13 protein-coding genes are annotated in these 19,038 nt (G+C 72.9%); 4 read left to right on the top strand and 9 right to left on the bottom strand.

Annotated features, from left to right (window positions below):
* Positions 1-80: 80 nt before the first annotated feature.
* From manD to C8046_RS12175, 8 genes are all read right to left on the bottom strand, one after another.
* Positions 81-1,289, bottom strand: coding sequence for a D-mannonate dehydratase ManD (gene manD, locus C8046_RS12210; protein ID WP_109229687.1), 1,209 nt, complete (start codon positions 1,287-1,289; stop codon positions 81-83).
* Positions 1,286-3,448, bottom strand: a complete 2,163-nt coding sequence (locus C8046_RS12205) for a beta-galactosidase (protein ID WP_235866308.1) — start codon at positions 3,446-3,448, stop codon at positions 1,286-1,288. The genes manD and C8046_RS12205 overlap by 4 nt, the downstream gene beginning before the upstream one ends.
* Entirely contained in the window at positions 3,441-4,145 is a 705-nt protein-coding gene (locus C8046_RS12200; RefSeq protein WP_109229686.1) for a YesL family protein, read from the bottom strand. The genes C8046_RS12205 and C8046_RS12200 overlap by 8 nt, the downstream gene beginning before the upstream one ends.
* On the bottom strand, positions 4,142-5,653 hold the full coding sequence (locus C8046_RS12195; RefSeq protein ID WP_109229685.1) for a GH39 family glycosyl hydrolase: 1,512 nt from the start codon (positions 5,651-5,653) through the stop codon (positions 4,142-4,144). Before C8046_RS12195 ends, C8046_RS12200 begins: the two co-directional genes overlap by 4 nt.
* Before the next feature lie 122 nt (positions 5,654-5,775).
* Positions 5,776-7,443, bottom strand: a complete 1,668-nt coding sequence (locus tag C8046_RS12190) for an extracellular solute-binding protein (protein ID WP_109229684.1) — start codon at positions 7,441-7,443, stop codon at positions 5,776-5,778.
* Between the two features lie 53 nt (positions 7,444-7,496).
* Positions 7,497-8,432: a carbohydrate ABC transporter permease gene (locus C8046_RS12185; protein ID WP_235866307.1), complete on the bottom strand. Its 936-nt coding sequence runs from the start codon at positions 8,430-8,432 to the stop codon at positions 7,497-7,499.
* The gene (locus tag C8046_RS12180; RefSeq protein ID WP_199224464.1) at positions 8,429-9,457 is read right to left on the bottom strand and encodes an ABC transporter permease; all 1,029 of its coding nucleotides are present in this window, start codon (positions 9,455-9,457) and stop codon (positions 8,429-8,431) included. The genes C8046_RS12185 and C8046_RS12180 overlap by 4 nt, the downstream gene beginning before the upstream one ends.
* Positions 9,454-11,802, bottom strand: coding sequence for a beta-glucosidase family protein (locus C8046_RS12175; protein WP_109229682.1), 2,349 nt, complete (start codon positions 11,800-11,802; stop codon positions 9,454-9,456). Before C8046_RS12175 ends, C8046_RS12180 begins: the two co-directional genes overlap by 4 nt.
* 175 nt (positions 11,803-11,977) lie before the next feature.
* Between C8046_RS12175 and C8046_RS12170 the strand changes: the two genes are divergently transcribed.
* The 4 genes from C8046_RS12170 (at position 11,978) to C8046_RS12155 (ending at position 17,830) form a co-directional block, all read left to right on the top strand.
* Complete coding sequence (locus tag C8046_RS12170; RefSeq protein ID WP_235866306.1) at positions 11,978-13,015, top strand: LacI family DNA-binding transcriptional regulator; 1,038 nt, start codon at positions 11,978-11,980, stop codon at positions 13,013-13,015.
* A gap of 36 nt (positions 13,016-13,051) precedes the next feature.
* Positions 13,052-14,443 (top strand): serine hydrolase domain-containing protein, encoded by a 1,392-nt coding sequence (locus C8046_RS12165; RefSeq protein WP_109229680.1) that lies wholly within the window; start codon positions 13,052-13,054, stop codon positions 14,441-14,443.
* A 73-nt stretch (positions 14,444-14,516) separates the two neighbouring features.
* Complete coding sequence (locus tag C8046_RS12160; RefSeq protein ID WP_109229679.1) at positions 14,517-16,586, top strand: alpha-glucuronidase; 2,070 nt, start codon at positions 14,517-14,519, stop codon at positions 16,584-16,586.
* A gap of 44 nt (positions 16,587-16,630) precedes the next feature.
* Positions 16,631-17,830 (top strand): LacI family DNA-binding transcriptional regulator, encoded by a 1,200-nt coding sequence (locus C8046_RS12155; RefSeq protein ID WP_109229678.1) that lies wholly within the window; start codon positions 16,631-16,633, stop codon positions 17,828-17,830.
* Here the strand turns inward: C8046_RS12155 and uxuA are convergent.
* Positions 17,752-18,936: a mannonate dehydratase gene (gene uxuA / locus C8046_RS12150; protein ID WP_109229677.1), complete on the bottom strand. Its 1,185-nt coding sequence runs from the start codon at positions 18,934-18,936 to the stop codon at positions 17,752-17,754. The genes C8046_RS12155 and uxuA overlap by 79 nt on opposite strands.
* Between the last annotated feature and the right edge of the window lie 102 nt (positions 18,937-19,038).

The raw sequence follows: 19,038 nt of genomic DNA, 5'->3' as shown, positions 1-19,038 counted from the left end.
GGAGGAGTGTCGCACCGGCAGGTGTCCGGCCGGTGACACGAACGGTCCGCGCGAGCCCCGCCCGCAGCCTCACCCGGGATTCACCAGTCGTGCACGGACCCGTCCAGCCGGCGGGCGACCGGCAGGTACTTCGGCGAGTACTCGAACCGGGCCGCCGCGGCGTCGTCGTACTCCACGCCGAGACCGGGGACGTCGTCCACGTGCAGCGCCCCGCCGTCGTAGCGGGCACCGCCGTGGAACACCTCCGCCGTCAGGTCCGGGTAGCCCATGTGCTCCTGGATCCCGAAGTTCGGGATCGCCGTCGCGAGGTGGGTCGCGGCGGCCTGCGTCACGGGTGAGAGGTCGGAGGCGCCGTGCGAGCCCGACCGCACGTTGTACAGGGCCGCGAGGTCGTAGATGCGCCGCAGGTGCGTGATCCCGCCCGCGTGCACGACCGAGCAGCGGACGTAGTCGACGAGCTGCTCGGTGATGAGGTCCTTGACGTCCCAGATCGAGGTCAGGACCTCCCCGACGGCGATCGGCGTCGTCGTGTGCTGACGGATCAGCCGGAACGCGTCCTGGCTGTCGGCCGGCGTGGGGTCCTCCATCCAGTAGAGGCCGACGTCCTCCACGCTGCGCCCGAACCGGGCCGCCTCCAGCGGCGTGAGCCGGTGGTGGACGTCGTGCAGGAGGTGGACCTCGGCGCCCAGGTGCTCGCGCGCGGCGCGCAGGTAGTCGGGCGCGAACGCCAGGTAGGCCTCCGTCGACCAGGGCTGCTCCTGCGGCAGCGCGTGGTCGGCGGGCTCGTACCGACCGTTCTTCTTCACGCCGTACGTGCCCGCGATCCCCGGCACGGCGGCCTGCACGCGGATCGCCGCGTACCCGAGCTCGCGGGCGCGGTCGGCGTCCTCGAGCATCTCGGGCACGCTCTCGCCGGAGGCGTGCGTGTAGACCAGCACCTGCTCGCGGGAGCGGCCGCCCAGCAGCTGGTAGACCGGCAGGCCGGCCACCTTCCCCTTGACGTCCCAGAGCGCGACGTCGACCGCGGCGATCGCGGTCATCGTCACCGGGCCGCGGCGCCAGTAGGCGCCGCGGAACAGGTACTGCCACAGGTCCTCGATGCGCGCCGGGTCGCGGCCGACCAGGAGCGGCACGACGTGGTCGCGCAGATAGCTCGCGACGGCGAGCTCGCGCCCGTTGAGGGTCGCGTCACCGAGCCCGGTGACGCCGTCCGACGTCGTGATCCGCAGCGTGACGAAGTTCCGGCCGGGCGAGGTGAGCAGGACCTCGGCCCGCTCGATGGTGGTCACGACAGCGCCAGCACGACGACGTCGGTCGGCTCGAGGCGCAGCTCCTCGCCGGCCAGCAGCCGACGGCCCGTGATCAGGTCCGTGCCGCTCGCGTGCAGCGCCACGGTGACGGCCTCGGTGCCGTGGTGGAGCAGGAGGTCGACCTGACCGCCCGACGGCGCCACGCGCGTGGCGAGCTCGAGCCCGGGGACGTCGGCGTACGGCCCGAGGAGGTCGTGCCGCGCGAGCACGCGGCGGAGCACGTGGGCCAGGCCCGGCTGGTCGAGCTGCGTGCCGAGGTACCAGGCCTCGCCGTCGCCCGCCGCGTCACCCGTCGCCGGGGTGCGGCGCCGGGTCACGGCCGGGACGCCCGCGTAGAAGTCGGCGCCGTAGCGCGCCACGACCTCGGTGCCGGGGTGCGGCTCCAGCAGCTCGAAGATCATCCGGCCGGGGACCTCGAGCGGGGCGTCGCCGTCGAACGCCACCGGGTTGCCGACCTCCGGCTCGGCCGCGTCCGTCTCGGTGACGCGCACACCCACGAGGTCGGCCAGCGGGCCGGGCACGTCGGCGAGGAACCGGCGGTCGTCCTCGTCGACCCGGCCCGAGAGGTAGCCGGTGACGACGGTGCCGCCGCGCGCCGTCACGGCCGCGAGCCGCTCCGGCAGGTCACCGGCCACGAGGTGCAGCAGGGGCGCGGCCACGACGTCGTACCCGCCGAGGTCCGCCGTCACGGGCACGACGTCGAGCTGCGCGCCCGCCTCCCACAGCGCCCGGCCCCACTCCAGCACCGTCGGGGCGTACTTCACGAGGCGGTTGGGCCCGTCGGCCATCTCCACGGCCCACCAGGAGTCCCAGTCCACCAGGAGCGCGACGCGCGCCGGCGTCCGGCCGCCGCGCAGGGCCTCGCCCGCCCGCTCGAGCTCGGCGCCGAGGCCGGCGACCTCGCGGAAGGCGCGGGTGTCCAGGCGCCCGGAGTGGTCGAGCACGGCGCCGTGCGTCATCTCGCACGCGCCCCGTGACTGCCGCATCTGGAAGTACAGGACCGAGTCGGAGCCGTGCGCGACGGCCTGCCAGGACCACAGCCGCATGATGCCGGGGCGGCGCACCGGGTTGACGTCGCGCGACGCGGTGACGGTCGGCGTCTGCTCCATCAGCCAGAACGGGGCGCCGTCCTTCAGACCGCGCATGAGGTCGTGCGTCAGCGCGGTGCGCCACGGCTCGTCGCTGCGCGGCGGGTAGTTGTCCCAGGAGGCGAAGTCGAGGTGGGGCGCCCAGCGGTGGTAGTCCAGCGGCTGGAAGAAGCCCATGAAGTTGGTGGTCGCGGGCAGGTCGGAGAACTGCCGGATCGCGGCCTTCTCCTCGTTGTACTGCCGGATCGCGTTGTCGGTGGTGAACCGGTAGTAGTCCAGCGTGATGCCCTGGAAGGCGGTGTAGCCGCGCCCCTTCCAGTGCTCCGTCAGGGCGCTCGGCGGCACGATCTCGTCCCAGTCGCCGAACCGGTGCGACCAGAACGTCGTGTTCCAGGCCTCGTTGAGCTCGTCCAGCGTGCCGTAGCACTGCTGCAGCCACAGGCGGAACTCGGCCGCGCACAGGTCGCAGTAGCAGGCCCCGCCGTCGCCGCCGTACTCGTTGCCGATGTGCCACGCGACGACCGCCGGGTGGTCGGCGTAGCGCTCGGCCACCTTCCCCGCGATCCCGACGGCGAGCCGGCGGAAGTGCGGCGAGCTCCAGCACGCGTTGTGTCGCTGTCCGTAGCGGTGCTTGCGCCCCTCGAAGTCGACGCGCGTCACCTCGGGGTGGGCGCGGGCGATCCAGGGCGACAGCGCGCCGGTGCCGGTGGCGAGGCAGATCGTGCGGCCCTCGTCGGCGGCCCGCTGGACGATCTCGTCGAGCACCGTGAAGTCGAACGTGTCCTCCGCCGGCTGCGTGAGCGACCAGATGAACACGCCGAGCGTGACGGTGGTGATGCGGGCGGCGTCGAACGCCTCGTAGTCCGCGTCCCAGACGTCCTTGCCCCACTGCTCGGGGTTGTAGTCGCCGCCGAACGCGAGGCCGGGCGTGGCCGGCAGGCGCGCGGGGGTCGGCGCGGGCGCCGGGGTGCGCAGCGGCGCCAGCGGGAGCGGCACGGACACGGGGGTGGTGGCAGCGGTCGGGGCGGTCGGGAGCTGCGGGTCAGTCACGGGTGGTGAACCTCTCGGTGACGTCGGCGACGACGGGTCGGGCGAACGGGCGGAGCATGGCGAGGAGCACGCCGGAGGCGAGGATCGGCGCGGGGTCCCAGGCCAGGACCACGAGCGCGCCGACGACGAGCAGGAGGCAGAGCACGGCGACGTCGAACCGCCAGTACCGCACGAGGCCGTGCAGCGCGATGCGCGCGGCGTCGACCGTGCGGAAGCTGAGCGTGGCGGTGATGACGAGCATCTGCGCGCAGAGCAAGGCGAGGACGACGAGGAGCAGCAGGCTGACCGGCACGTAGAACGCGGCCCCGGCGACCAGGCCCGCCCCGGCGAGGTTGATCGCGAGCACGGTCCCGAGCGCGAGCGCCGGCACCCACCACCGCAGCACGTCGCCGAGGTTGCGTCGGTAGCCGCGCCAGAACGGGCGCGCGGGGCGCTGGTCGTCGTCGCGCTCCCACTCCCGCTGGGCGTACAGGGCGGCCGACAGCGCGGGCGCGAGCGGCACCAGCGCGAGCGCGAACAGCGGGGCGTTGGAGGCGTCCCGGTGCAGCAGGAACGCGAGCACGCTCCCCGGCAGGGTCGTCAGCGCGATCAGGGCCGTGAGCACGAGGTATCGGTAGAACGCCGCCGTCCCGCGCGAGAGCGGTCCCCGGCCGACCTCCTCCGCGCCGGTGGCACCGCGCTCCGTCATGGCGGTCATCCCTTCGTCCCCGGGCCGCCGAGCAGGCGGCCCTCGTCCAGCCAGGGTGCGGGCTGCGGGTCGGTCGGCGCCACCTCGACCAGCGCGATCCCGTGCCGGCCGAGCTCGACGTCGACGACGACGCGGCCGCCCTCGGCGCGGACGGCCCGTCCCCGGTAGGCCGGGACGGAGGCGGCGTGCAGGTCCTCGGTGGCCCGCGCCGACGGTGCGAGCGGGGAGCCCATCGCCTGCCAGGCGGTGCGGGCGTTGCCGCGCTCGGCGTCGACGTGGCGCTCGCTGACGTGCACCTGAGGCGCGGCGACCGAGAGGTCGAGGCGGACGGTGTGCCCGGCCTCGGCCACGCGGGTCGGGTCGAGGGGCTGCCACAGCAGCGCCGCGATCCGGCCGTCGGGGTGCCGCGTGACGAGGTGGTCCCCGCCGCGGGCCAGCACGTCCGCGCCCAGCGCGGCGGCGAAGGCGTAGAGGTGGAACACGGGCTTGCGCACCTGGCGGTGACCGAGCAGGCCGAACCCGCCGTGGAAGGGCGCGGTCGGGATCCCGACCTCCTCGAACACGTCGCACAGCGTCCAGTAGGAGAAGGAGGCGACGTGGTCACCGCCGGCGGCGAGCACCGGGGCGAGGTAGGCGGCCTGGTAGGCGGTGTCGTGGATCGGGTTGTCGGGGCGGTAGGAGGAGGAGAACTCGGTGATGTGGACCGGCAGGCCCGCCAGGGCCGTCCCCGCCAGCAGCGTCGACGGCGTCGCGAACTGCTCGAGCAGGTGGGACGCGGGGCGCAGCGTCTGGTAGGTCCCGAACGGCACGTGCTGCGCGGGACCGCTGGTGTAGGCGTGCTTGCTCACGAAGTCGCACGGCAGGTCCCGGCGCTCGACGACGTCGGCGAACCGCGGCAGCCAGTCGTCCGCCCCCGGGGAGACGGCGGGGCCGCCGACGGCGATCTCGGCGTCGACCTCCTTCACCGCGTGCGCGGTCACCTCGTACAGGTCGTGGTAGTCCGCCTCCGACCCGCTCCAGAAGTCCGGCAGGTTCGGCTCGTTCCACACCTCCACGGGCCAGGTGCGGACCTGCTCGACGCCGTAGCGCGCCACCAGGTGGCGCAGCAGCGCGGCGACGAGGTCGGCCCACTCGCGCGCGTCGCGCGGCGGTGTCACGTTGCCCTGCCACCAGAAGATGGTCTGCTCGCCCGAGGCCAGGTCGCGCGGCATGAACCCGAGCTCGAGGAACGGCGCGATGCCGGCCTCGAGCCAGGTGTCGATGACGAGGTCGACGTAGCTGAAGGAGTACCGGGTGCCGGCGACGCCCTCGTGCTCGTAGCGGCGCACGAGGCCCATGTCGTCGTGCAGGATCCCGTGCGCGCGGGTGGCGCCGAAGGTGATCTCGCGCTGCACGAGCGCGAGCGAGTCGCGGTAGTCGGCGTGCAGCACCTCGCGTGTGCGGCCGGTGCCGACGCAGGCGCGCCAGGCGTCGGTCAGCGTGCGCTGCGGGGTGGCGGGGACGAGGACGTGAGTCATGGGAGCTCCGGTGGTCCGACTCGGGCGGTGCGGGGACGGCGGGCTGGGGCCGTACCCGACAGGGCCGGGCGCGACGCGGCCGCCCCGCCCGGACCTGGGGTCCGGGTGGGGCGGCCGTCGACTCAGCCCTGCTGCCGCTCGAGCGCGGCGTTGTAGGTGTCGATGAGCTGCGTGGCGCCCAGACCCTCGATCTCGGAGACGTAGGTGTCCCAGGTGTCGAGCGAGCGGCCACCGGTGATGAACGCGGCGGTCGCGGCCATCACGGCGTCCTGGATCTGGGTGTCCAGCAGGGAGGTCTGCTCGAGCTCGAGCTCCTCCAACTGCGGGGACGGAGAGACCGGGAGGGTCTCCTTGCCGGCGAGCACCTCGTCGGTCCAGGTCTGGATCTCCTCGGACATCACCGACTGCAGCAGGTCCGTGGTGGACCCGTTGGCCAGCAGGAAGACGCCGTTGCTGAAGCCGTAGTCGGCGTTCAGGCGCTCCGGCGCGTCCGGGTTGAGGGCGTTCCAGCCGATGGTCGGCTCGAGCGTGCGCACGCCCTCGGCGTCCTTGGTGTAGGTCTCACCCTCCACGCCCCACTGGGCGAACTCGATGCCCTCGTCGGAGTAGTAGAGCCAGTCCGCGAACTGCAGCAGCGCCTTGAAGTGCGGCTGCTCGGCGGCCTTCGCGGAGATCATGAGACCGGAGGAGAGCTGGCTGCCGGAGAGGTAGTTGCCGAACGGGCCGTCGGGGATCTCGATCAGACGCAGCGGCACGTCGGCCTGACCGCTGTCGGCGAACTTCGTGCGGTAGGACGTGAGCTCCTGCGTGTTGCCGGAGATCGCGGCCGACGAGCCCGAGACGAACTTCTGGATCGCCTGGTCGTCGCTCTGCGTGACCTCCGGGTCGAGCGACCCGTCGGCGACGAGGCCGGCGGCGTAGGTGACCAGGTCGCGGTAGGCGTCCGTGGTCCCGGCCAGCACGAACTCCTCGGCCTCCTGGTCGTACCAGGCGTTCTCGTAGCCCCAGCCGGCCGACGTCCCGAAGGTCGGCGCCATGACGTTGAGCGCGGAGCCCAGCGGCGTGCTGTCGGTCCAGCGGTCCGACCACGCGTGGGAGAGCCCGGGGTTCGCGGCCTTGACCTGCTCGAGCTGCTCGGCGAACTCCTCCCAGTCCTCCGGGTCCTCGGTGATGCCGGCGTTCGCGAACAGGTCCTCGCGGATGACGACCGAGTACTGCACGTCCGGGATCTCGCGCAGGCCGGGCAGCAGGTAGTACTTGCCGTCGGCCTGGCGCAGCTGCGCGTCGATGTCGTCCTGGAGGCCCCAGTCCTCGACCTTCTGCGTGTAGTTCGGCATGTACTCGAGGTAGTCCGAGACCGGCAGGATCGCCCCGCCGCTGATGAACTGGACCTCCTGGCCCGGGTAGGTGACCGGGATGAGCTCCGCGGCGTCACCGGCACCGATGAGCAGCGCCTTCTTCTGGTCCCAGTCGGCCAGCGGCACGTCGGTGCGGCTGAAGGTGACGTTCTGCTCGCTCTCGAGCGTGGAGAACGCGAGCCAGTCACCCAGCACCGGGTAGTTCGGGTGGTCGCGGTACATCAGGGAGAACTCGAGCGGTTCGGTCGCCCGGAACGTGGTGCCGGCCTCGAACTCCTCCATCGCGCCCACGGACTGGGCCTCGCCGATGCCGGCCTCGCCGTCGGCGTCGCCACCTCCGGTGCCTCCACCGCCGCTCGAGCAGGCGGCGAGAACGGCGCAGGCCGCCGCGGCGGCCACGGCCGTCGTCCATCTGTTGCGGGTGGTGATCATGGTGCTGTCTCCTTCGAGTGAAACGTCGTCGTTTCGACGCGTGGGGCGGGTGCTCATCCCTTGACCGACCCGAGCATCACGCCCGAGACGAAGAACTTCTGGATGAACGGGTAGAAGCAGATGATCGGCAGCACCGTGAGGAGCATGGTGACCGACTGGATGTTGGCGCCGATCTGGACGGCGTCGCCCCCGGCGCCACCCGTGACGGCCTCGGTGCCGGTGGCGGCCGCGATGAGGTTGCGCAGGTAGACCGTGACTGGGAACAGGTTCTTGTCGTCGAGGTAGAGGAACGCGCTGAACCACGAGTTCCACAGACTGACGGCGTAGAAGAGCGTCATCGTCGCGATGACGGCCTTCGACAGCGGGAGGACGATCCGGGCGAAGACGCCGTAGGTGGACAGGCCGTCGATCGAGGCCGCCTCCTCGAGCTCGACCGGGAAGTTCTCGAAGAACGACTTCATGACCAGGAGGTTGAAGACCGACAGCGCCCCGGGGACGACGATCGCCCACATCGAGTTGCGCCAGCCCAGGAAGTTGGCCACGAGGATGTAGTTCGGGATGAGGCCGCCGCTGAAGAACATCGTGAAGACGGCGATGCCGACGAAGAACGTGCGGCCCTTGAGTCGCGGCCGGCTGATCGCGTAGGCGTACGTCGTGGTGATCGCCATCGCGATCACCGTCCCGAGCACCGTGTAGACGAACGTGTTGCGGTAGTTCGTCCAGAACAGCGGGTCGCTCATCACGGCGGCGAACGTGGCCGTGTTGAAGCCGCGCGGGATGAGGTTGACCTCGCCGGCCGCGATGAAGCCCTCCGAGGAGAACGCCTTCGCGATCAGGTTGAGGAACGGGTAGAGCGTGACGGCGCAGACGAGCGTGAGGATGACGACGTTCACCACGCGGAACACGCGGTAGCCCGTCGTGTCCTTGAGGGAGCCGCCCTCGGGGCGGACCTCCGCGATGTCGGGCGTCCTGGTCAGGGGATCGGTCACCACAGCGAGGCTCCAACCACGCGGCGCGAGATGGCGTTCGCGCTGAGGACGAGCACCAGCCCGATCAGGGCCTCGAAGAGGCCGATCGCGGTGCCGTAGGAGAACTGGGCCGACTGGATGCCGACCCGGTAGAGATAGGTCGAGATGACGTCGGCCGTCGAGTAGATCAACGGGTTCTGCAGCAGGAGGACCTTCTCGAAGCCCACCGCCATGAACGACCCGATGTTCAGGATGAGCAGCACCATCATCGTGGGGCGGATGCCGGGCAGCGTGATGTGCCAGGTCTGCTTCCACCGGTTCGCGCCGTCGATGCGCGCGGCCTCGTAGAGCTGGGAGTCGATGGTGGTCAGCGCGGCCAGGTAGAGGATCGTTCCCCAACCCACGGTCTGCCACACCTCGGAGGAGACGTAGATCGTGCGGAACCACTCCGGGCTCTGCATGAAGGCGACCGCGTCACCGCCGAACGCCTCCACGATCTGGTTCACCGTGCCGTTGACCGCCGTGAGCTGCAGCACGAGGCCGGCCACGATGACGATCGACATGAAGTGCGGCAGGTAGGAGATCGTCTGCACGAACTTCTTCGCGCGCCGCGAGCGGAGCTCGTTCAGCAGGAGCGCGAGCACGATCGGGAGCGGGAAGCAGATCAGCAGCGTGAGCCCGCCGAGGATGACGGTGTTCCAGAACACCGTCCAGAACTGCTGGTTGTTGATGAAGGCCTCGAAGTAGTACAGGCCCACCCACTCGTCGCCGAAGATCGAGCCGCCGGGACGGAACCGCCGGAAGGCGATGATGTTTCCCAGCATCGGCAGGTAGCGGAAGATCAGCAGGAACACCAGCGGCACGATGAGGAACGTGTACAGCTGCCAGTCGCGACGCAGCGCCTTGCGCCAGGTCAGCTTGGCGCTGCCGTCGCGGCGGGTCTTGCGGCGCGGGACGACCGTCTTCTCCTCGAGGGCGACGGCGGCGACGCCGGGCGTCGCCGGGGCGTCGGCCCCGCGCGTGGCCTCCGGCCCGGTGAGGCTCATGCCGGCACCACCGTCTCGGACGCTCCCGCGCGGGCGGCGAGCGCCACGGTGGAGGAGGTGACGAGCCGTCGGGCCGCACCGGCCGGTCGCTGCGCGCCGACGATCTCGAGCGGGACGACCTCGTGCACGTCGAGGCTCGAGCGCGCCACGCGCAGCTCGACGGCGCCGGGTTCGACGATCCGCTCCCCCGCGCGGTTCACGTAGGACGTGAGATCCGCGTGGATCCGGAAGGAGACCCGGCCCGTCTCACCCGGGGCGAGGGTCAGGCGCTGGTAGCCGATCAGCTTGTGGTCGGGCCGCGGCACCTGGGCGACCGGGTCGTGGAGGTAGACCTGCACGACGTCGGCCACCGTGGTGTCCGTGGTGTTGGTGACGTCCACGCCCACCTCGACCTCGCCGTCGACGTCCCAGGTCGGACCGGTGCTGGTGACCGCGCCCCAGGTCGCCTCGGCGTAGGAGCGGCCGTGCCCGAACGGGTACAGCGGCGTCGGGTCGATGTTGGAGACCTCGTTGCGTCGGCCGTAGGGCGGCGCGAGGTAGGTCGAGGGCTGGGAGCCGGCGTCGCGCGGGATCCCGACCGGCAGGTGGCCGGAGGGGTTGACCGCGCCCGTGAGGACCTCGGCGATCGCGCGCCCGCCGAGCTGGCCGGGGAAGAACGTCTGCACGAGGGCGGCGGCGCGGTCGGCGAACGTGCCGAACGCGTACGGCCGGCCCGCGAGCGCCAGCACGACGACGGGGGTGCCCGACTCCAGCACCGCCTCGACGAGCGCCTGCTGCTCGCCGGGAAGACGGAGGTCGGCGGCGTCGCAGCCCTCCCCCGACGTGCCGCGGCCGAACAGCCCGGCCTGGTCGCCGACGACGACGACGGCGACGTCCGCGGCCCGCGCGGCCGCCACGGCCTCCTCGAAGCCCTCGCGGCCGGGGGCCTTGACGTCGCAGCCCCGGGCGAAGGTCACCTCACCGGCGTGGTGGGTGCGCAGCTCGGCCAGGACCGAGGGGATCTCGATGCCCGTCGCGTGGTCGGGGTGGTGGACCCCGACGTGCGCGGGGAAGGAGTAGCAGCCGAGCATCCCGAAGGGGTCGTCGGCGAGCGGGCCGAGCACCGCGAGCCGGGCGGCCGGAGCGAGCGGGAGGGCCCCGCCGTCGTTCGCCAGCAGGACGACCGCCTCGCGGGCGAGCTGCAGCGCCACCTCGCGGTGGGCCGGGGCGTCGAGGTCGATCTCGCCGTCGACCTCGGGCGTCCAGCCCGCGTCGAGCAGCCCGAGCTGCGCCTTCTGCTCCAGCACGCGCCGCAGCGCGCGGTCGACGACCGCCACGTCCAGCGCACCCGTGCGGACCGCCTCGATCAGCGGCTCGCCGTAGGCGAACACCGAGGGCAGCTCGACGTCGATGCCGGCCGTCAGCGCGAGCGCCGCGGCCTCGCCGTCGGTCGCCGCCACGCGGTGCAGCGTGCGCAGGAACGCGATCGCGAAGTAGTCCGCCACGACGACGCCCTCGAAGCCCCAGTCCTCGCGGAGCAGGCCGGTGAGCAGCTGCTCGTCTGCGGCGGCGGGGACGCCGTCGACGTCGGCGTAGGAGTTCATCACCGAGCGGGCCCCGCCCTCGCGCAGCGCCATCTCGAACGGCGGGTAGAAGATCTCCTGCATCTCGCGCGGGCCGGCGGAGACCGGCGCGTGGTTGCGGGCGGCGCGGGAGCCGGAGTAGCCCGCGAAGTGCTTGAGCGTGGCGACCAGGCCGGTGCTCTCGAGACCGCGCACGTAGCCGGCACCGACCGTGCCCACGAGGTAGGGGTCCTCGCCGATGGTCTCCTCCACGCGTCCCCAGCGGTAGTCGCGGACGACGTCGAGCACGGGGGCGAGGCCCTGGTGGACGCCGACCGAGCGGAGGGACTCACCGATCTGCGCAGCCATCTCCTGCACGAGCTCGGGGTGGAAGGTGGCGCCCCACGAGAGCGGGACGGGGTAGGCGGTGGCGCCCCAGGCGGCGAAGCCGGCGAGGCACTCCTCGTGCACCTGCGCGGGGATGCCGAACCGGTTGGCCGCCATCACCGCGCGCTGTGACCGGGCCAGCGACCGCGCCCCGAGGGCGGGGTCGACGGGCGCGGTCCCGAACGGGCGCGTGAGCTGGCCGAGGCCACCGACGATCACGTCCGCCAGCTCCGGACCGTTCTGCGTCATGTCGCCCTGGTGGGGGGCCACGTCGCCGCCCGAGGCGTCCGCCCCGACCCACAGGCCGACGAGCTGGCTCACCTTCTCCTCGAGCGTCATCTCCGCCACGAGGGCCTCGACGCGCTCGGGCACACCTCGCCGGGTGTCGTGCCAGGGTGCCTGCGTCTGGTCAGTCATCCGTCCCCACTCCGCTGTGGTCGAAACATTTCGACATCGTCTCCGATATCTTTAGTGCCACGACCGTACGGAGCGCGTCGGCGATCCGTCAACCCCCAATGGCAAACGTTTGATCAGTGACCCACCTCACGCCCGGATGGGGCTAGGCTGGCGACACTTTCGAAGGAGAAACAACGTGGCACAGACCCGCGCGACGATCGCGGACATCGCCCGAGAGGTCGGCGTCTCGGTGCCGACCGTCTCCAAGGTGCTCAACGGCCGGCTCGACGTCGCCCCCGGGACGCGGTCGCGCGTCGAGGAGGCGCTCGCCCGCCACAGCTACCGCAAACCCGTGGCCGGACCCACGAACGGCAGCGGCCCGCGCCTGCTCGACCTGGTCTTCCACCAGGCCGACAACCTGTGGGCGCAGGAGATCATCACCGGCGTCGAGCGGGTGTGCGGCGAGCAGCGCGTCGGCGTCGTGCTCTCCGAGCTCGGCGGCTCGCACCGCCCGCCCCAGGAGTGGATCGACGACGTGATGGCGCGCCGCCCGCTGGGCGTGCTGCTCGTGCTCTCCAGCCTCGACGAGACCCACCGCCACCAGCTCAGCTCGCGCTCGATCCCGTTCGTGGTCCTCGACACCCAGGGCGAGCCGCCCGCCGGGGTGCCCACCGTCGGGTCGAACAACTGGAACGGTGGCCTCGCCGCCACGCGTCACCTGGTCGGGCTCGGCCACCGGCGGATCGCCGTCATCTCGGGTCCCGACGACGTGCTGTGCTCCCGCGCCCGCGTCGACGGCTACCGCTCGGCGCACGACGAGGCCCAGCTGCCGCGCGATCCCGCGCTGGTGCGCTGGGGGGCGTTCGACGCCGAGAGCGGCTACCGGTTCGGGCGGGAGCTGCTGTCGCTGCCCGACCGCCCCACCGCGATCTTCGCCGGCTCGGACTACCAGGCGCTCGGCGTCATGCGCGCCGCCCGCGAGCTCGGACTGCGCATCCCCGAGGACGTCTCGGTCGTGGGGTACGACAACCTGCCGATCACGCAGTGGCTCAACCCCGCCCTCACCACGATCAACCAGCCGCTGCGCGAGATGGCGTCGCTCGCCACGCGGATGCTGCTCACGCTGTCGGCCGGCGGCCCCGCGCCGACGACGCAGGTCGAGCTCGGCACCGAGCTGGTGGTGCGCGCCTCGACGGCACCACCCCCTCCGACGCCCACCCCGGGCGCCGTCTGACCCGACCGCCCCTCACCCCCACCCCCTGGAGCACCGATGCCCCACCTCGACCGAGCGACGCCGTCGTCGCGCGGGGTCCCCGAACGTGCGCTGCTGGCCCTGCTGGACCGCCTCGAGGACGGCCTGGACCCGCACGCCCTCGTCGTGCTGCGGCACGGCGACGTGGTGCTGCGCACCGCCTGGCGCCCCTACGACACCGACGGCCCCGCGCTCGTCTACTCCGTCTCCAAGACCGTCACCGCGCTGGGGATCGGGCTGCTCGTGGGCGAGGGGCGCCTGACGCTCGACGACCGGCTCGAGACCCACCTCGACCTCCCCAACCCGCACGGCCTCACCGTGCGGCACCTGCTGGCGATGGCCACCGGCCACTCCCGCGAGCAGACGCTGGCGCTGCCGTTCTCGGTGGAGGCGCTGCTGACCACCCCGCCCGAGCACGCGCCGGGCGGCCACTTCGCCTACAGCTCCCCCGCGAGCTTCGCGCTCTCGCAGATCGTCACGACGCTGACCGGCGAGCGGCTCGGGGACTACGTGCGGCCGCGACTGCTCGACCCGCTGGGGATCGGCGAGCGCTGGTGGCGCCCCCTCGGCGACCTCGACGAGGGGTTCTCTGGGCTCCACCTGACGGCGGAGGACCTCGCGCGTCTCGCCCTGCTGATCGCGCAGGACGGCTGCGCGGGCGGGCACCGCCTCGTGCCGGCCGAGGTCGTGGCGGCGATGACCACCCCCGCCACCCCGCTCCCGTCCGAGTCGGCGGGGGACGGCGGCGAGCCCGGAACCACCGGCGACTGGGCGCACGGCTACGGGCTGCACCTGTGGCGCAGCCGGCACGGCTTCCGGCTCGACGGCGCCTACGGCCAGCTCGGCGTCGCGGTGCCCGAGCGCGGCCTCGTGATCGGCTACCTCGGCGCGACGACCGATGTGCAGCGCACGCTGGACGCGTTCTGGGCGCTGCTCGCGGAGCTCGCCGACGACGCGCTGCCGCCCGACGACGAGGCCGCCGCACTGCTGGCCGAGCGCGTCGTGGCCGCCGACTCCTGGGGCGCGCGCGACGCCGTCGTGGCCGGGATCCCGGGCGAGGCGATCGACCCCGTCGGCTGGGAGCTGCGCGACGCCGACGGCGGCGCGGGCTGGGAGCTGCGGTTCCCGCTCGGCCACGGGTCGGTGGTGCTGCCGGTGCCCGACGGCGACTGGCGCCACGCCCGGGTGCCGCACGGCGAGCGCGGGCTCGCGACGGCGACGCGCGGCGAGCGACGCGCCGACGGCTCCGCGCTGGCCCACCTCGTGGTGACGAGCTCGCCCCACCGGCTGCTCGTGCGCCGCGACCCCGCCGGCGCGCTCGACGTGCGCTGGCACACCACGCCGCTGTGGCGACCCGACCTCACCACCCTGCTCGTGCCCGACCACGTCACCGACCGCGCTGCCCGCTGACCGTGCCGCTCACTGGCCACGCTGCCCGCCGGCCCCCCGACCACCCTGCCGCCCACCGATCCCCCTCGGAGCCATGACCACCTCCTCGCTCACGTCCACGCCCACGTCCACCCCGACCCCGCACGCCGCCTGGCTGCCCGACGCCGCCCTGGACGCCGTGCGCACCCGCAGCGTCGCCGTCCTCGGCCACGGCCTGCTCGACACCGTCCGCGCCGAGCTGTCCGGCGCCCCCGAGGGGACGTCCGCACGGGCAGAGCTAGTGGTGGCGGTGCGCGACGCCGTCGCCACCCCCGCCGACCTCGGCCTGACCACGCTCACCGCGCTGCCCGACCCGGCGCCGCACGGCTACGTCCTCGTCCGCGAGGCGGGCCGGACCCTCGTGCTCGGGCACGACGACGTCGCCGCGCTGCGCGGGTTCTACGCGTTCGTGCGGGAGACCGCCGTCGCGCGCCTCACCGGCGCCGTCCCGGCCGACGGCGTCACCGCGTCCGCACCGCACCAGCCGCTGCGGATGCTCGACCACTGGGACAACATCGCCGTGCACCCCGTGATGGGGCAGATCGAGCGCGGCTACTCGGGCGGGTCGATCTTCTACGCCGACGGCGAGGTGCGGGCCGACCTGAGCAGGGTGAGCGAGTACGCGCGACTGCTGGCCGCGACGGGGGTCGACGCCGTCGCGATCAACAACGTCAACGTGCACGCCCGCGAGGCGCGGCTGCTCACCGACGGGCTGCCCGACGTCGCGCGCATCGCCGACGCGCTGCGGCCCTACGGCATCCGCACCTACCTGTCGGTCTCGTTCGGGTCCCCGGTGCTGCTCGGCGACCTGGACACCTCCGACCCCCTCGAGCCGGCCGTCGAGCAGTGGTGGGCGACGGCGGCCGCCCGCGTCTACGACGTCATCGAGGACTTCGGCGGCTTCCTCGTCAAGGCCGACTCCGAGGGTCAGCCCGGGCCGTTCGCCTACGGCCGCACCCACGCCGACGGCGCGAACGTGCTCGCGCGGGCGCTCGCCCCGCACGACGGCACGCTGATCTGGCGCGCGTTCGTCTACAACCACCACCAGGACTGGCGCGACCGCCGCACCGACCGCGCCCGCGCCTCGTTCGACCACTTCGCGCCGCTGGACGGCTCGTTCGAGCCGAACGTGGTGCTGCAGGTCAAGCACGGCCCGCTGGACTTCCAGGTGCGCGAGGCCGTCTCGCCGGTCATCGCGGCGATGCCCCGCACCCGCGTGGCCCTGGAGCTGCAGGTGACGCAGGAGTACACGGGTCAGCAGAAGCACGTCTGCTACCTGGCGCCGTGGTGGAGCGAGATCCTCTCCTTCCCGCTCGACGGCGAGCGGTCGGTCGCGCAGATCGTCGCCGGTGAGGGCGGCGGGCGCCCGGGCGGGATCTCCGCCGTCTCCAACGTGGGCTCGGACGAGTTCTGGACCGGGCACCCGCTCGCGCAGGCCAACCTGTACGCGTTCGGCCGGCTCGCCTGGGACCCGACGCTGCGGGCGCAGGACGTTCTGGACGAGTGGATCGCACTGACCTTCGCGGGGGCCGACGACGCCGACCTCACGCGGCTGCGCGCGGTGCTGCACTCCGTGATGGACGAGTCCTGGCGCCGGTACGAGGGCTACACCGCGCCGCTCGGCGTCTGCTTCATGGTGAGCCCGACGCGCCAGCACTACGGGCCCGACGTCGACGGCTACGAGTACTCGGCGTGGGGCACGTACCACTTCGCCGATCGCGACGGCGTGGGCGTGGACCGCACGCGGGCGACCGGGACCGGCTTCACCGGGCAGTACCCGCAGCCGTGGCACGACGTCTACGAGTCGCTCGAGACCTGCCCGGACGAGCTCGTGCTGTTCTTCCACCACGTGCCGTACACCCACGTGCTGCACTCGGGCACCACCGTGATCCAGCACATCTACGACTCCCGGTCCGACGCCGTCGAGGAGCTGGACGGCGTCGAGGAGGCGTGGGAGTCGGTCGCCGACCTCGTGGGCGGGGCGCTGCCCGCCTCGTTCGACGCGCGGGTCCGCGAACGGCTGGCCGAGCAGCGTCGCAGCGCGATCGAGTGGCGCGACCAGATCCGGACGTACTTCTTCCGCAAGTCCGGCGTCCCCGACGCGAGCGGACGGACGATCTACTGACGGGCGCTTCGCCCTAGGCTGGGCCGTCGCTGGAAGGAGCGTGCGTGGTACGGAGCGAACCGGGGGTCCGGCGGGCGCGAGGGGTGACCCTCGCCGACGTCGCGCGCCACGCGGGGGTGAGCACGTCCGCCGTCTCGCGCGCCCTGAACAAGCCGGGCCGGCTCGGGGCCGCCACGGAGGCGCGGATCCAGGCGTCCGCGGCGGAGCTCGGCTACCGCCTCAACCCGGTGGCCCGGGCGCTGCAGACCGGGCGCACGCGGATGATCGCCGTCATGCTCTCCGACCTGACGAACCCGGTGTACTCCGGGTTCGTCAGGGGCGCGGAGGCGGTGACGACGGCGGCCGGGTACACCCTGCTGTTCGCCGAGTCCCACGACTCCCCCGAGCTGGAGATCGCCTCGGTCGACCGGCTCGCGCAGGCCGTGGACGGCGTGCTGCTGATGGGGCCGCGCGTCGACGACGCCGAGGTGCTCGCCCTCGCCGAGCGCACGCCGGTGGTCGTGGTGAACCGGGAGGTCGCGGGCCTGCCCACGCTGGTGCCTGACCTCACGACGGCGATCGACGACGTCGTCGCCCACCTGCACGCGCACGGCCACCGCAGCCTCGGCTGGATCGCGGGGCCCCCGGCGTCGTGGGCGAGCCGCCGACGACGCGAGCTGCTCGGCGCGGCCGCAGCGTCGCGCGGCCTGGACGTCGTGGATCTCGGTCCGTACGCGGCGACCCTCGAGGGGGGCGGCGAGGCGGCGACGGCGGTGCTCGCGTCGGGCGCGACGGCCGTCGTCGCCTACAACGACCTCGTGGCGCTCGGCCTGATCGCGCAGCTGCGCGAGCGGGGCGTCGCCGTGCCCGACGACCTGAGCGTGGTCGGGTTCGACGACATCTTCGGGGCGGCATTGGCGAGCCCGGCGCTCACGACGGTGCGCAGCCCGCTCGGGAAGGCCGGCGACGCCGCCGTCCGGCTGCTGCTCGCCGAGATCGAGGGCACGGAGCCGGAGGCCGCCCCGGCGCTGCCGGCCGAGCTGGTGCTGCGCGCGTCGACGGGCCCGGCCCCTCCGCCTAACCCTTCGCGAGGCCTTTCGGGTCCACTCGCGAGGCCCTTCAGGTCCGGTCGCGAGGCCCTTTGGGGGCCGGTCGCGAGGCCATTTGGGTCCGGTCGCGGGGCGCTTCAGGGCAGCAGTGCGGCGACGGCGGTCTCGACCCCGCGGAGCTCGGCCAGTCCGATCAGGCGTCCGATGAGGGGGTAGCCGGGGTTGGTGGTGCGGTGCTGGTCATCGAGCATCTGGTGGCCGTGGTCGGGACGCATCGGGATCCGGGGACCACCCTGCGGCAGGGCCGCCCGCCGACGCTCCTCCTTCACCAGCGCGGTGATGACCCCGACCATGTCGACATCACCCGCGATGTGATTGCCCTCGTGGAAGGACCGCGCATCCGGCTCCTCGCGCACGGTCGAGCGCAGGTGGGCGAAGTAGATCCGCTCGGCGAACTCCCCCGCCATCGCGACCAGGTCGTTCTCGGCCCGCACCCCGTAGGAGCCCGTGCAGAACGTCAACCCGTTCGCGACCGACGGCGCCGCCGCCAGCAGCTCACGCGCATCGGAGGCGGTCGAGACCACCCGCGGCAGACCCAGCAGCGGTCGGGGCGGATCGTCGGGATGGATCGCCAACCGCACCCCCAGCTCCTGCGCGACCGGCACCACCGCCCGGAGGAAGGCCGCGAGGTTGGCCCGCAGGTCAGCCTCGGACACGGTGTCGTAGGCCGCGATCGCCGCCCGCAGGGTCTCCAGGGTGTGATGCTCCTCCGACCCCGGCAGGCCCGCGATCACCGTCTCGACCAGCTCGGCGCGCCCGGCATCACCGAGCGCGTCGTAGACCTGCCGCGCCTGCTCCTGCTCGAGGTCGTCATACTCCCGCACCGCCCCGGGCCGCTGCAGGATGAACAGCTCGAACGCCGCGAACGCGTCCTGGTCGAACCGCAACGCCCACGCCCCGCTGGGGAGGCGGTGACGAAGATCGGTCCGGGTCCAGTCCAGGACCGGCATGAAGTTGTAGCAGACCACCTCGATCCCGGCCGCGGCCACCGACCGCAACGACGCGATCCACGTCGCGACAGCCTCGTCCCTACCCGCGTCGCCGCGCTTGATCGACTCCGTGACCGGGATCGACTCCACCACCGACCACGTCAGCCCGGCCTCCTCGATCACGGCCTTGCGTTCCAGGACCGCCTCCAACGGCCAGGGCCGGTCGTTGGGAATCTCGTGCATCGCATGCACGATCCCCGTCGCCCCCGTCTGACGGATCTCCGCCAACGTCACCGGATCCTCCGGCCCGAACCAGCGCCAGGTGTGCTCCACAGTCGTCTCCTCGTGCGTCGTCGCAGCGTCTCGGCGGAAAACCCCATCGAACTCGACGGCGACCGGCCGAGGGGTCGTCCACGACGGTAGCGGGGCGGCCCG

This window comes from Serinibacter arcticus, from assembly GCF_003121705.1.
Taxonomy (GTDB): domain Bacteria; phylum Actinomycetota; class Actinomycetes; order Actinomycetales; family Beutenbergiaceae; genus Litorihabitans.
The sequence above is the reverse complement of the archived record's forward strand: the minus strand, read 5'-3'. Positions and strand labels throughout refer to the sequence as shown.

Bases quoted from the DNA above. Each gene is read 5' to 3' on its own strand.
- C8046_RS12165 (WP_109229680.1), top strand. From the start codon at position 13,052: ATGCCCCACCTCGACCGAGCGACGCCGTCGTCGCGCGGGGTCCCCGAA.
- C8046_RS12175 (WP_109229682.1), bottom strand. From the start codon at position 11,802: ATGACTGACCAGACGCAGGCACCCTGGCACGACACCCGGCGAGGTGTG.
- C8046_RS12190 (WP_109229684.1), bottom strand. From the start codon at position 7,443: ATGATCACCACCCGCAACAGATGGACGACGGCCGTGGCCGCCGCGGCG.
- C8046_RS12180 (WP_199224464.1), bottom strand. From the start codon at position 9,457: ATGAGCCTCACCGGGCCGGAGGCCACGCGCGGGGCCGACGCCCCGGCG.
- C8046_RS12195 (WP_109229685.1), bottom strand. From the start codon at position 5,653: ATGACTCACGTCCTCGTCCCCGCCACCCCGCAGCGCACGCTGACCGAC.
- C8046_RS12200 (WP_109229686.1), bottom strand. From the start codon at position 4,145: ATGACCGCCATGACGGAGCGCGGTGCCACCGGCGCGGAGGAGGTCGGC.
- C8046_RS12160 (WP_109229679.1), top strand. From the start codon at position 14,517: ATGACCACCTCCTCGCTCACGTCCACGCCCACGTCCACCCCGACCCCG.